This is a genomic window from Campylobacterota bacterium, assembly GCA_020633995.1.
Classification (GTDB): Bacteria; Babelota; Babeliae; order Babelales; family RVW-14; genus JACKCO01.
This window is the reverse complement of sequence record JACKCO010000003.1, coordinates 294,900-309,135: the sequence shown is the minus strand read 5'-3', so window position 1 is coordinate 309,135 and position 14,236 is coordinate 294,900. Positions and strand designations below refer to the sequence as shown.

Here is a 14,236-nt window from a genome sequence, read left to right as displayed (position 1 = left end):
TATCTTTATGAATCTAACAGATCAAAGCTATCCGCATACAAACTGTCAAAACTATCTGCGTACAAACTCTCTTCACTATCAGCACTCAATAAATTTATCTTCTGTTTTCGTTCATACTCTTTAAGAAGACTAACTATTCCAAAATTACCATATTGCTGAGCATAATCAAGCGCTTTAAAGCCATTTTCATCACATACATCAGCTTGCACATTAACAGCACACAGATCATTTACAACCTGTAAATGATCTGTGTGCTCAGGACTAAGACTATTTGTGTATGGACTAGCAGCAACAACAAGATGCCATCCGCCGCTACCTTCATCAAAAACAATAAAATCAAACAATCTTTGATCAAAAAATTGCTGTAAATCTTCGTGATACATACATTCTACGCAAGCCTTTTTTTTCATGGCTGCCAAATGCAGTGGCGTTATTCCCTGAAAACTAATGGCGTTAACATCTGCCCCGCATTCTATAAGCTTTTCCACTTCATTAAAAGAGCCGTGCAATGCTGCATAATGCAGTGGTGTAAACCCGAGGCAGTCTTGTTCATTAACATTGGCTCCACGGTCTACAAGCTTTTCAATTGCCTTGACATACAATGTATAGTCTGTTCCTGTACGCTCGCTGAAAGAACACACAATAAAATGCAGAGGAGTCAAGCCACAAACAGTTTGCAGGTTAACATCATCGGCTTCACGCAAAGCCTCTTGAAAAAAGCAAAAATTTTGCTCACAATCACCCACTGAAGCACAAGCAAGATGAAGCGGCGTCATATTGATCTGCGTAAAGACAGCGCTAAGCAGTTCTTGAAATAACTCTGTTAAAATCTTTTGAGATTCAGACAACAAATCGCTTTTTTGTGTTTCTTTCTTTTCTTGTTGTTGATAATAAATAGTACTTGCCTGCTCTAGATCGACAGCCTGCTGTCCGTAAACAAGCATACTAGTTAACATTAATCCTGCTACTACGCTTTTATGCAAGGCTTTCATAGACACCCCTTTTCATGGTTATTACGATGACCTTAATGAGCACAACACGCTTGCTCGACAACTTCGCCTGCAAGGAGCTGGACAAACTCAATTTTCCCCTCCTTTTGAGCAAGCTGCAACGCTGTCATACCTTGTTTATCAAGTAGCGATGTATCTGCACCAAGCTCTACCAAAACAGTTGCCATGTCAAATCGATCACATAAAACAGCCATATGAAGTGGTGTGTAACCAAGTTTAGGATTTTTAATATTTTTGTTAATGTCACATTTTTTTACAAGCACTTCGATCGCATGCGGCGTTGCAAACCATACTGCATAATGCACCGGGGTGTGCCCTTCTTTGTCGGCAACTGACCAATCTGCACCGCGCTCTATAAGTCTGACTATGGCCTGCTCATTTCCCCCTTGCATTGCATAATGCAAAGGAGTACAACCTTCGTTGTCTCGAGCATTAACCTTTGTTTTTTTATCACGCAATAAAATATCGATAAATTCAAGGTTACCCGTCACACAAAAATCATGCAGCGCCGTAGCCCCTTGATTGTCACACTGAGTAACATCAAGATTGTATGACAACATAAAGTACAGATCTTTTATAAATTTCGTTGTCGCTTTATTATATGGACCTTTAAACTGATCTAGCAAACATGAAAAGGTTTGCCAATCACCCTGATAGGCTGAGTCATACAGTGCCTTACTCAAGGGCTGATCGATCGTAACTATGTTGTCATCATACCCCGCCAACTCCTCGGCACGTTGTTGTCCAACATGAAAACACCACACCACCGCAAACAGCAATGCCACCCCTGCTACGTAGCTTCTCACCGTCACCTCCAACTCCCTTAAAAAAATAATACTACTCTTCCTCATGCAGACTATTGTCGCTGTGACCCAATCTTTTGCTCAGATGTTGCTTGATAAGACTAACAACATCGTCATGGCCACACTGACATGCATGATCAAGAGCATTCCTCCCATCAACATCAGACAATTCAGGATCAGCTCCTGCAAGCAAAAGCAAGCGGACATTATTGACAAGCCCCCACATAGCGGCAATCTGTATTGGTGTCACACCAAAGTCATTTGCATGATTTATATCAACCCCCTGATAACTTACAAGGGCATCCAAAACACTTTTATTACCGTACAGCGCGGCAAAATGTAACGGGCTATAATCATCAAAGTCAAGCATCTTCCAATCAGAACCAGCCTTCAACAGTAGGGTAACAATTTCTCCATTATTTCTGCGAGTTGCAACGTGCAATGGCGTTTCCCCATCATTGTCTTGCGTGTTTACGTCAGGCTTGCGTGCCAAAACAATTTCGACTGCTTTAGTGTCCCCAACTGCAACCAAATCATGTAGCAATGTTTTCCCTTGTTCATCGCACTGCGCAACATCTGCCTTTTGCGCAAGCAGTCTAAAAATACTACTAAGATCTTTTTGAGAAAGAAATTCGTCACCCTCTGAAGAACTAAAGACTTCAATGAGATGAAACGTGAGATGTCGATCCCCCTGACCAGCTGCGTCAAAAATTTCTGTTTTTGGTGTTATCAAATCACCATAGAGCTTTGCCTTCTTAACAACAGTAACCGGCGCAACAAATGTTTTCGCTTGAACAATAGTACCAGAGCAAATACAACATAACATAGCCAGCAAAAGACACTTCTTCATAATTCCCCTTTTTGTAAAACTCCTGAAAACACGAACTCAACGCTTGCTTGCAAAATCACATCTTCGTTATGGCTCATCCATCCGATCACTTCCCCTCCTGGCATAATCACAACTGTTTTTTGATCATACGCAATTTTTTTCAAAAAATACAAGAGTGCTAAAACAGCACTTGCTCCTGAACCACACGCCTGCGTCATACCGCACCCTCGTTCATGTACAATGAGCTGGTAGTGCCCAGAGTCACCATGTTGCCAGGCAAACTCAACATTCGTTCCTTGCTCAAAGCTTTCATGGTTCTCTATGGAGTAACCATACTTCTCGAGCCAACTAGGCTTAATTTTTTCAAGTACAACAAAGTGTGGGTTACCCACAGACAGTACGTGCCCTTGTAATTTTTTATCCGCACAAAGAACCGTATGTTCTTTTTTATACAGCACATTGCCAAGATTAGTGGTAACTTGAATATCGCCATCAGGTACATTCGTCTTATTTATAGTACATACAACATTGCGCCCATTCATAGCTACTGAAAACTGCTCAGGAAATGAACGCTGCATGTGCAGGTAATGTGCAACACAACGAACACCATTACTGCAATTCTGTGCAAAGCTTCCGTCAGCATTGTAAATTAATAATTCTGGCTCTCGCGTTTGCTCACTGCTAACAATCAACAAAACACAGTCAGCACCCACGCCAGTGTTACGTTGACATACACGTCTGACAAATTCTGGCCACTTACTATCACGCAAGATAGCGTTCAGATAAAAACGAGGCTTCTTGAACCAATCAAAAATAACAAAATCGTTTCCAAGTGAATGGTATTTGACAAATGAATCTAGAACCACAAGATCTCTTAATTGCGCAATCTTTGTACTGAGTCAATATTTTTGTTGGCCACTTGTTGACAACATTCAACCTCACTACTAACAAAGACCTTATTCAAATACGCTCTTCCCGAATCAGCAAAAATAAGAACCACAACATCTGTTGATTTAAATGTTGGCGCGTACTGCACTGCAACATGAAATAATGCACCGCTACTAATGCCAGCCAAAATACCATACTCTTGAGCAAGTTTCTTTGTTCCGGCAAATGCATCTTGGTCGGTAATTGGAATGATGTGATCAATAACTTCTTCATTCAGCGTATCTGAAATAACATCAATGCCCAGACCTTCAGCCATGTACGGCTTGGGCTCTTTGCTTGAATAGGCCGAATTTGCAGCATCGACACCAATAACTTTAATGTTTGGATTTTTTTCTTTCAAAAATTTACCAACCCCCGAAATCGTTCCACAGCTACCTGCAGCAATAATCACGTGAGTTACTTCTCCATTTGTTTGATTCCAAATCTCTGGTCCAGTGCTGCGGTAGTGCGCTTCAGGATTAAGCACATTAAAATACTGGTCTGGCATGTATGCCCCAGGAATTTGTTCTGCCAACTGCTTTGCAAGTGCATGATAATTCTGTGGATCATCATGACGCGCAACATTCGGACACAGCCTTACCTCAGCACCCAATGCCTTAAGCGTTGCAACCTTCTCATCTGATGTTCTGCCAGGAACCGTAATAATAACACGATATCCCTTTGCTCTGCCTATGGTTGCAAGCGCAATGCCCTGATTGCCTGACGATGCTTCAACAATGGTCCCACCGGGCTTAAGCTTTCCTGTCCGCTCAGCATCCTGCACCATAAATAGGGCTGCTCTATCTTTAATGCTACCACCAGGATTAAAATACTCTAACTTTGCAAGCACTGTCGCCGGAGTATCAAGCTCAAGACGAGCTAGCGGAGTGTTACCAATCAAATCAAGCAATAGGGGATAGTTTTTTTTCATGAGTTATCGCTGTTCTTTATTTATATTGTACTATTTTTTAGCGCCTTAGTTTAAAACGCTTTATGCAATTTTGTCACTCTATTTTTTACAGTACTCGTTGACAGTAAAAAAAATAAAATTAGACTATGTCTCTCTAAAAAAAGTTACCTACCTCAAGAAAGCTCTATCATGAAAAAATTAATTTACACAATATTGCTTACAGTAACATTATGCTCTCCTCATTTCAGCATAAAACCTCAGAACAATGCATTTGACAAACTTCATCTTAGACAAACATCTATTACAAAGCTTTTAAAGAGCACTGAAGAGAAAGCTCGAGCTCACCAGCTCTCCCTTTTCATCCCAACCCTTGTCTATATACTCGACACAAACGCAAATCACGGTATCAACATTAAAACATACAAAGAAATTGTCGATACGCTTACTGTTGTTATTTTTAATCTTTACTATCTCGATCAAAAATGCGATAAAAAAGATCTAACCACAGCACTAACATATCTACATAAAAGCATACAGAAAAAAGCAGAAGAGCACACCGTAAGCAACGCTGGCACAGACAGATTAACTCAACACCCAAGAAAAGCTTTGAGTTTTCTTGCACACAATGAGGAACTTGTATTTGAATGCTGCATTTGCTTGGAAAAAAAAGACAGCTTGGCTTTCCACAAAAATGAAAACGTTCCACATTTTTTTTGCACAGACTGTATGAATAAAAATATAACTATCAAACAAGATAAAAAATATATGGACCTTCTCTGTGCTTTAGTGAGCAAAAACCTTAACGTTGTAGATAGCAAAAGATACGACTGGCAATATACCGACATAACACAAAACGATAAGTGCCCCCTATGCAGAGAAACAATATTCATTAAAAACCCTAAAGCTGTATTCTCTGGTGAACAGCTTAACCCAGAACTCTACATGAGTTCCCCAACGTTTTAATGAACATTATGGATGTAAGAAAAGCGTTATTTTTACTAACGCTTTTATGTGCTACCTCAGCACGAATCTCCCCTATGACCGAAGTGCTTGATGTTGATCCCCCCAGTGTTAGAACTCTGGTCGACGCCTTTTCAGCATCATCATTTAAATCAGTAATCCAACCATATCAAGCAATCGAATCTACGCAACGGCTTCATGTAACACTTTTGCGCGCATGGCTTGTTAACGCGCATCATAGTAACGAAAATATTGATACCATTTTTGAAGAAATCAAAAACTTACTCAAAACAAATAACACCATCTTAATCAATACACCCACTTTCCGAAATAAAACCCCACTTGTACTTTGCACAGTAATGCTTGAAAATCTTGCCATTGCCTTTAAAAACTTCGTAAAAACGGCAACCAGACTCTACTACGCAGAAGATGTACAAGAGGCAGACAAGCTCGTTGAAGAATGCCTGAAACTAAGCACTCAGGGACTACAACTCCTTGAAGTCATCAAACTCATTGTCGCCCATCAAAATTTTAACCCCCAAGAGTTCAGACAAGCAGTAGTTGCAGCGGAAAATACAACCATACATGAAGTCAGCAATCTTTTAGCTTCATATTTGTCTTAAACAAGACAAAAAACAGCCGCCTCTACAAAAAAACACCAGTCTCTGCTAGAGTAATCTGACTTAAGTCGGTTTACTTGATAGTCTATTTTTGCAAAAGGCTTTGTATTATGAAACATCAAAAAGTACGCGTTCGCTTTGCACCGTCTCCCACTGGTTTTATGCACATTGGCAACATTCGTGCAGCACTTATGAACTATCTGTTTGCTCGACAAAAAAATGGCACAACTATTATACGTATTGAAGACACCGACCAAGCCCGTAACATTAAAGATGCTGAACAAAAAATATTTGACGATCTTTTCTGGCTTGGACTTCGTTTTGACGAAACACCAAAAAAGCCTGGTGAGTTTGGTCCTTACAGGCAATCTGACCGCAAAGAGCTTTACCAAACGCACCTTAACGAACTCATCAATACCAACAAGGTGTATCCGTGCTTTTGCACGCCAGAACAACTTGAACAACAGCGTACTGTACAGCTTGCGGCAGGTAAACCACCACGCTACGCTCGAACCTGTATGGGGATGGCGCAAAGTCGCGTTGAGCTGAAGCAGACAGCAGGAACACCCTTCATCTGGCGCTTCAAACTCAACGATCTCCAAGTTATCACCATCAATGATCTTGCACGTGGCTCAATAGATTTTGAACTTAAACACTTCAGTGACTTTGCCCTTACCAGGCAAGATGGGTCGTTCACGTTTTTGTTTACCAACTTTATCGACGACTGGCTCATGAATATTTCCCACGTCGTGCGCGGAGAAGATCATCTTTCAAATACCGCACTACAAGCCGCATTGTACCACGCATTCGCTGTACAATTACCTGTATTTTGGCACCTACCAATTATTTGCAACATCAGTGGCGAAAAGCTGTCAAAGCGTGATTTTGGTTTTAGCCTTGATGATGTTAAAAGTGCTGGCTTTTTACCTGAAGCTATTTGCAATTACATGGCCATTGTTGGCGCCAGCTTTGAACAGGAAATTCAAAGTGTTTCAGAGCTGATCACAAACTTCGATTTTGACAACATCCATGCAACGGGCACCATCAAATATGATCTTGACAAACTCACCTGGGTTAACCACAAATGGATTAATAAAATCTCAGTACCAGAACTTGCCAAACATGTAACACCAGTATTAACCGCCGCTTATGGCCAAAATGCAATGCCTACCGCAAACAAACTTGAACAACTTCTTGAAATAGTGCGCGGTGAAATGAACACGTTGCTTGACGCTAAGGCGCTCCTTGCATGTTATTTCACAGATCCAACTGTAGAAAAAACAGCACTGCTCGAGTGGCTTGGCAGTGAAAAATACACCACTATCCTCACTATCATCAGCAACCAAGCAGATAACATTAAAAACACTGATCACTTCTTAGACGAACTCAAAACACAGGCAAAACAACAAGGCCTGAAAATAAAAGATGTGTTTGGCAGTGTTCGTTATTTGCTAACCGGAAACTTTCAAGGTGTTGGCATGCACGACCTGTTTGCCATGCTTGAAACTGAAAAAATTAAACAACGACTTGAAGCTATAAATAACCTTAAGCTCGATCAATAATTTAATCAGTGCTATCGATAAGGGCTTCCAAACAAACCCTGCTTACCGAATCTATCGAACGATCTTCAAGAAGACTTCTTAGGGCTTGTTCGTTATTGTCCCTCTGTACAAAGCTATGATCTATTAAACCATTTTGATAGGCATACACACATAGCCAAACAAGCACTGGCCTTTCATAGCCAAAATCAATAAGGTCTTCTGCGCAATTTCTTATTCTTTCACTCTGAGTAGGATTCTGCCAAAGCAGCTGCGCTAATAACATCATTTTCTGTACGGGGTTTCGAATGGAACCAGTTAAGTCATTCCTATCTTCGTCAATTAATCTCTTGATCTGCCCCAAGTTCATATACCGCTCAGACAGCTCTCCCTCACATAGGCCAAAAAAACCACTGATAGAAAATAATGCTAAAAAAACAGCGCGAGCAATTCCTTGCATGAATATCCTTCTTGCTAGTAAAATTTATAGTGAAATATTGTCTGATCCGATAAATCGGTTAGGAACTTTTTTGATTTCAAGCACATACCCTTTGTTTTGCAAGCATTGCGCCACATCCACAAAGTGCTGTTCACAATCGTCGGGAACAAAAAACTCAAGAATTTGATTCTGTCCTTCTGGGGTACGCTCAAAAGCAATGTTGTCTTCGTTGCGATACACACCCATAACAAACCAGGTTGTTTTAACCGTAACTTTCAGCTGATAGTACTGACAGTATTCAGGGCAGTTGTGTGGTGCTAACTTCATTGCAGCCTCTTAAAATGTACATACTTAAATATCTTGGACCAGGTATTGTAACATACGCATAAAATAACGCTACTTTTAATCTATTTATACCTAATTTCATTCAACCCAATGTTCTAGCAAGCAGTACTCTTTATATTCAAACAAATGCTCAAATCCTATTTTTTCATATAGTCGAGCAGCACCTCCTGTAGATGAAAGCACAACAAAACTACACCCATCCCTTTTAGCTTTTTGACAAAGAAAATGCATCATCTGCGTAGCAAGACCTTGCCGCTGATATCCATGACGCGTTGCCACATGGTAAACCCCCACAATATCCCCATCAAACGCGAGTGCGGAAGTTGTAACGGGAACACCTCCTACAAATCCAACATACCACTCAATATTTTTCTGCTCGGGCAGGGTTAAAATTGCGCCACTTTGAAAAACTTGCGAAAAGACATGTTCAGATATCCCACATTCATATTTCGCATCGCAAAAATCTCTGAACAAATCCGGACTTTCAATACGATAAATTTCAAGCCCACTATGCTCTGCGGGCTCATAATTTGCCAGATCAAGAAACATCGCGTAAGACGATTCGTCATAAACAAAACCTTTATCCAGCAAAACTTGCTCTATATCAGTGGGCTGATCATCTTCCATCACCCACCAATAAAAAACTGCATCCTGATCTTTGAAAAAGGTGACTACCTCATCTACTGCCTCAGCCAACTCACCCGTACTCTGAAAACTCGAATGCAGAACATAGTTGTAGTCATCATGGCCAACATTACAACTCATCACGGTACACCCATCACAAGGAACAACCAAGTGAGGCATACACCGAGCAAATAGGTCTTCATTTTTGACAAGAGCTTTTTTCAGATCAACTGTAGACTTACACTGAGAGGTAAACAAAGAAATTGACAACACGGCGAACGCAAATAATTTTTTGCTCATACCTAAATCCTTATGCTTGAGTTATAAGATTCTTTCCGCCTCCATTTTCTTTTCAAGCATATCAATAAAAAGTGATTTTTTTTCTGTATATTTTTTAATACTATAAGGATCTTCGGCAATTAAAACCTGTTTCAAGCGAGAGAAATGACGCACTTGATCAGGCTCATTGATCAGATAATCTCGTAACTTAATATGCCTACAGATTTCACCATCATCGCGATACACCGTTACGTGCTGCCTTACCACCCCACCCGGCCCCTTTTTAATAAAGACCTTTTTAGTGTGTTGATCGCCAGCATTATCAAATCGATAGCCAGCTTGAAGCATCTTTTTTTTATATAACTCAAACACATCAAAATCACGCGGTGCAAGAACAACGTCAATGACCGGTCGAGCATACATATTGGGTACAGCAGTACTCCCAACATGATGCGCATCGTAAATGGCTTCTTTTAATAATGTCTTTAAGTCTTTTGCAATTGCATAAAACACTTTAGGCCACAATCTATCGTAGCCCACTACCTTTATTTTGCGACGTACTAAATTACTCATAATTCCATTCTTTCATACAAAAAAACTAATTAAGAAGCCCTGCAACAAATACGCTGCAAGGCTTCTTAATTAAGCTAAAAATAACGGGTTACTCAGCACCCATATCAAGCCCCATATCCACGTCCATACCCATGCCGGATGGATCGTCAGCACCACCCATGCCAGGAACAGACACCATTCCCATCTCTGCTGGAGCTAGACCAGGTGCAGCAGTCGGTGCGGTCTCTACTACAGGAGCTGGAATTGTAGGTGCTGGTGTTGCGCCCATCGCAGGAGGCGGTGCCATGCCAGCTGGTGGTGGTGTCGGGCCGCTCATTGCCATTGGATCTGTCGCACCCATTGCAGGTGGAGCTCCATTTGCTGGGGGAGTTGGACCACCCATATCCACAGGAGGAACCATATCTCCCGCTCCCATGGATGGAGGCTGTGTTGGTGCAGGCATGCCCATTGGACTTGGCACACTCATCATCGCAGGTGGCACCGGCGCTGGCGACGCAGGAACCTGTGCCCCCAAATCAACAAATGGCGCAGGTTGAGTTTTTAGCCCAGGCTTAGGCATTGGTGCTACGGGAGCCCCCATACCCATTGCTGCTAACGTAGCATCTGGAACCTGCACTCCGGATAAATATTTTCTATGACGTTGCTCAAATTCATCAAGCGCTTTTTTTGCCTCCTGAAAACTCTGCGCAAACTCTTCTTTGGTAAACCATTCATTAAAAACAAGTAAATCAAAAACACGTGGCTTTAGATTTTTTTTGATGTCGTCCATAATAGCCTTTGCCTCGGACTCAGGAAAAAGATCTTCCTCTTCCTCAACGGCCATTGGCTCGGGGACTTGCTGCACACCCATTAAATATGCATCATGAGCGTAAGAAACAAAACTGAACAATATCAATAAGACAAGGCTGCAGCGCTTTTTAAAACAAGCTTGCATTCCCAACTCCTTTCTCAAAAACTTTATAACAGCGTGCTACTCATTTATATGAAAAATATTCCCTTTATGCAAAACTGTAGTACAAAAATAAATACCAAGTCAATCAAACAAAAATATTGCCCGGGAATCCGACAATCCTGTATATCACCCCTCACCAAGGTAGCACAACTCACCAGCCTACAAAGAAAATTGCTCACATATCATGCGATCAAGAAAAGCCGCATGCTCTTGTGTGGATACAAGCGAATTAATGTAGCACAAGACCCCCCGCATACTCTCTTCACACGTCCTTGCCCCACAGACTTTAACCGTAAGCAGTGCATTTTTTTCTTCATCACTAAGCTTGAGCAAAAAACCAAATGCTGCCGCAAGTATATTTAGTGGTTCGGCGATAAACAAATGCTTACTTTGATCAAGAAAAAAAATTCCAAAATCTGACTCCAGCTGAATATAATTACATCGTGAAGAGTTTTTTCCCAACACATTTGCTGGGTTCTTGTCATAATTGAATATCTCTTTTAATTTGTGTTTAGACATTTTGGACACTTGTAAATCGTCAAATACACTTAAAAAAAGAGATGCTGCCGAACACGGTTTTTTGTTATCTTCGTCATCACTATACCCATTCGGAATATTAAATTCCTTAAATATTGATCCATATATATGGCCACTTGGAAAGCGATAGCGTAACAACCTTTCACGCGCATCTGAAAATTTAAAGTTCAGCCCCATACCCAATAAAAATGGATCCTGAATTGCAGCTAAGTCAAGCTTGCTAAACTCTTGGTGGTTCTTTACAATCTGCTCTTTGGATTGGTCCAATACATGCAATGCATTAACATACAGCAAACCAATAATTACATCTCGTTTTTCGAGTACATCAAAATCAGGCCTGTTTTTTTCAACCCAACGCAAAGCCAAGCTTGCGCCGTGGATGGGGCCAATATAAGCTGAGAGCATGTTGCCTAAAAAAAACACAAGCAATGTGCCCAAAATCATTCTTTTGTTCATACTGTAGAAAAAATCAAGAATCACTAGTAACCATCTGCGCTAGGATCGCGGGACAATTTACTCGCCGCTTGAGCCTTGCAGCTCAAATGGGCAACTTTGGCCTGGCCCGCGTTACACACTAAAGGATTCAACAAAAGCATCATATATCGATTTCCATTCTTCACAGCATAGGCACAAGCCGTACACTTACGCTCCGATTTATCTACTATTGTTTTATCCGCATCTTGCTCAATTAAAAACCTTACCACCTGGACATGGCCACACTCAGCCGCCTTCTTTTTCTCACATCTGCATCCTCTAGCAACTTCATGCAAAGGCGTCATACTATGCGCACCGCAGGTATTATTAATCTGCGCACCAGCTCCAACAAGCTGCTCAACCACTTCACGCAAACCTCCACGCGCCGCATAATGCAGCGGTGATGTTTTATCAATAACCTGTGCTAATTGAGAACAATTCATCTCACCTTCAATAACAACAGGGATAGTTGAAGCATCAGCGCCACCTGGAGCAGTGTACAAAAAACTTACCGCAAACGGATTATCACTACTAGCGCCAAATTCAGCATAGCCATATTCCCGTAACAGATAATTAAGCAAATCTGACTCTTTTTGCGTAACTACTCGACACAGCAGCCCATAAAGTTTGAGCATAAAGTCATGACCTTGCTCAAGCGGCTTTTTGGTCTTATCAAACACAAACTCAAGCTCTTGCAAAAGGTTTTTGGACTGCTCAGACATCACCCCCTGCTCACCTGCAAACATACTTGCGCTGACCGCAACCATCAAAACAACCCCCATTAAAAAATCTGCAGCTCTTGCCATAGCGTCCCTTTTTTTATTATAACTTGAAATTAAAACTGAAGCATAAAGGGCAGTGTAGCTCAGTTTCTGGCATTGTGCAACGGCAAATGAACACAGCAAAACAGGGCAGCATCTGCTACCCTGTTCAACAGTTATTTTTACAAAACACTTAAAACTATTTTATTCAAGAAGCTTTGCATCCTCCGACAATAGCTTCAAAACTATTTACGCAGCCGCTGCTGCACGAACAGCTCGCGACACATCATCTGGCGCCACTGACTTAGGCAACATATCCCGTTCTGGCAAGCCCATTTCAGGCTTTGCCTTCATTGAAGGCTTTTCAAAATCTTGCCCCATACGCTTTCTTTGCAAACCTCCATCAGAAATTTTCTTTTCTTCAAACGTTTTAATGCCAGACGTAACTTTTCGCTTTTTCTGATCATCAATAACTTTGCCTATGCCCTTTAGGTCCTCAACTTCCACCTTTAAGTCTTTTACAAGTGCTGCCTGTCTATCACGTTCGGCTTCTGCTTGATCAAGTTTTGCTGCAAGCTTATCGTTTTCTTCTTCTAGGTCTTTTATCTGTTTTTCTTTTCCAGCAACCTCTTTTGCTATCTCTTTTTCCATAACTTTGAGCATTTTCTCTTTAATTTGTTTGACAGCACCATCTGGCGAGGTTTCCCTAATTTCAGCGCCTGGAAACTTCTCATTAACATAACGCTCGATATCAAACTGCCCCATATACTTTTTAAACTGCGTTTCCATTGTTTTTTGCTTTTCTGGACTCAAACTTTTGAACTCATCCATGAGCTCATTTGCAGCTTCAATACTTAACGCCGTTGTGTATAACCTTTTATCTATTTCCTCAAGCTCTTGAGGAATTTTGCCCAAACCATTATCGTCATAGTGCTTTTGCAGAGCCTTCATCGCTTCAGCATACGTCTCATCAAATTTTATTTTCTTATCTTCCCTGCTCACATCGCCTCTCGTACCTTCCTCAAGCTTTATATCAACAGTTATCGCGAGAGCGCCCTTGGGAATTTCTTTCATCCTCATCTGAACACCACCACCTAAACGTTTATCAAGCCCTTCTTGCTCAGAGGCAGTACCTATCACATATTCAAGCTTGGTACCAGGAGGAACAATCGTAAATGTTGCTTGGTTTCGTATAACTTGGCGCTGAGTGCTCTGCTTTGCTTGGACCTGACTAACACCCCACTCCGGTAACAACGCCTGATTGTTATGCGTATCACCTAATGTTTTAAGCCCAAGTGACGCATACTCAAGTGGAACCTGCCAGTTAAGCGTCCGCTTGCCAGGCGCGAATTTATTTTCAGTATTGAGCTCAGCATCACCATGCATGTTTACCAGTACAAGGTATTTATCTGTTTCGCCCTTAACTTCAAACATGTCTCCGTCATTGAAGTTTTTTCCATCACCACGAGCATCTTGACCATTAGCAAAACTTGCTATCAGGTTTGGTGTCTCACCTGATGGATAGTTAAACTCGCCGCTCAGTGATTCCGTTATTGGTGCAACTTTTGTTTCAGCAACCCCCATCCTCTCCTTAGAACTTACTCTGACCAATCCCTTTTTTTCCTGTGCCTCTAAACACAATATACTCAAGCAAC

16 protein-coding genes are annotated in these 14,236 nt (G+C 41.4%); 3 read left to right on the top strand and 13 right to left on the bottom strand.

Annotated elements, in window-relative coordinates; all coding sequences use genetic code 11:
* Positions 1-5: 5 nt before the first annotated feature.
* Genes H6679_01225 through H6679_01205 form a run of 5 tightly spaced genes read right to left on the bottom strand, consistent with a single transcriptional unit; the run spans position 6 to position 4,500 of the window.
* Positions 6-992, bottom strand: a complete 987-nt coding sequence (locus H6679_01225; protein ID MCB9492876.1) for an ankyrin repeat domain-containing protein — start codon at positions 990-992, stop codon at positions 6-8.
* 32 nt (positions 993-1,024) lie between these two features.
* The gene (locus H6679_01220; GenBank protein MCB9492875.1) at positions 1,025-1,822 is read right to left on the bottom strand and encodes an ankyrin repeat domain-containing protein; all 798 of its coding nucleotides are present in this window, start codon (positions 1,820-1,822) and stop codon (positions 1,025-1,027) included.
* A 25-nt stretch (positions 1,823-1,847) separates the two neighbouring features.
* Entirely contained in the window at positions 1,848-2,663 is an 816-nt protein-coding gene (locus tag H6679_01215) for an ankyrin repeat domain-containing protein (GenBank protein MCB9492874.1), read from the bottom strand.
* Positions 2,660-3,508 (bottom strand): diaminopimelate epimerase, encoded by an 849-nt coding sequence (dapF, locus tag H6679_01210; protein ID MCB9492873.1) that lies wholly within the window; start codon positions 3,506-3,508, stop codon positions 2,660-2,662. The genes H6679_01215 and dapF overlap by 4 nt, the downstream gene beginning before the upstream one ends.
* An 8-nt stretch (positions 3,509-3,516) precedes the next feature.
* Positions 3,517-4,500, bottom strand: coding sequence for a cysteine synthase family protein (locus H6679_01205; GenBank protein MCB9492872.1), 984 nt, complete (start codon positions 4,498-4,500; stop codon positions 3,517-3,519).
* Between the two features lie 168 nt (positions 4,501-4,668).
* Between H6679_01205 and H6679_01200 the strand changes: the two genes are divergently transcribed.
* From H6679_01200 to H6679_01190, 3 genes are all read left to right on the top strand, one after another.
* Positions 4,669-5,442, top strand: coding sequence for a hypothetical protein (locus H6679_01200; GenBank protein MCB9492871.1), 774 nt, complete (start codon positions 4,669-4,671; stop codon positions 5,440-5,442).
* An 8-nt stretch (positions 5,443-5,450) separates the two neighbouring features.
* Positions 5,451-6,062 (top strand): hypothetical protein, encoded by a 612-nt coding sequence (locus H6679_01195; protein ID MCB9492870.1) that lies wholly within the window; start codon positions 5,451-5,453, stop codon positions 6,060-6,062.
* Positions 6,063-6,169: 107 nt separating this feature from the next.
* Positions 6,170-7,621, top strand: a complete 1,452-nt coding sequence (locus H6679_01190) for a glutamate--tRNA ligase (GenBank protein ID MCB9492869.1) — start codon at positions 6,170-6,172, stop codon at positions 7,619-7,621.
* Position 7,622: 1 nt separating this feature from the next.
* Here the strand turns inward: H6679_01190 and H6679_01185 are convergent, their stop codons facing one another.
* The 8 genes from H6679_01185 to H6679_01150 all read right to left on the bottom strand — a co-directional run bounded on the left by H6679_01185 (position 7,623) and on the right by H6679_01150 (position 14,165).
* Positions 7,623-8,057 carry a hypothetical protein gene (locus H6679_01185; GenBank protein MCB9492868.1) on the bottom strand — a complete coding sequence of 145 codons (435 nt, stop codon included), beginning with the start codon at positions 8,055-8,057 and terminating at the stop codon, positions 7,623-7,625.
* Positions 8,058-8,081: 24 nt separating this feature from the next.
* The gene (locus tag H6679_01180; GenBank protein ID MCB9492867.1) at positions 8,082-8,363 is read right to left on the bottom strand and encodes a hypothetical protein; all 282 of its coding nucleotides are present in this window, start codon (positions 8,361-8,363) and stop codon (positions 8,082-8,084) included.
* 96 nt (positions 8,364-8,459) lie between these two features.
* A complete protein-coding gene (locus H6679_01175; GenBank protein MCB9492866.1) occupies positions 8,460-9,305 on the bottom strand; it encodes a GNAT family N-acetyltransferase in 846 nt (281 codons plus the stop codon).
* A gap of 21 nt (positions 9,306-9,326) precedes the next feature.
* The gene (locus H6679_01170; protein MCB9492865.1) at positions 9,327-9,857 is read right to left on the bottom strand and encodes a GrpB family protein; all 531 of its coding nucleotides are present in this window, start codon (positions 9,855-9,857) and stop codon (positions 9,327-9,329) included.
* Between the two features lie 88 nt (positions 9,858-9,945).
* Positions 9,946-10,791: a hypothetical protein gene (locus tag H6679_01165; GenBank protein ID MCB9492864.1), complete on the bottom strand. Its 846-nt coding sequence runs from the start codon at positions 10,789-10,791 to the stop codon at positions 9,946-9,948.
* A gap of 177 nt (positions 10,792-10,968) precedes the next feature.
* A complete protein-coding gene (locus H6679_01160; protein MCB9492863.1) occupies positions 10,969-11,802 on the bottom strand; it encodes a hypothetical protein in 834 nt (277 codons plus the stop codon).
* A gap of 23 nt (positions 11,803-11,825) precedes the next feature.
* Complete coding sequence (locus tag H6679_01155) at positions 11,826-12,626, bottom strand: ankyrin repeat domain-containing protein (GenBank protein MCB9492862.1); 801 nt, start codon at positions 12,624-12,626, stop codon at positions 11,826-11,828.
* A gap of 204 nt (positions 12,627-12,830) precedes the next feature.
* Positions 12,831-14,165, bottom strand: coding sequence for a hypothetical protein (locus H6679_01150; GenBank protein MCB9492861.1), 1,335 nt, complete (start codon positions 14,163-14,165; stop codon positions 12,831-12,833).
* Positions 14,166-14,236: the final 71 nt, after the last annotated feature.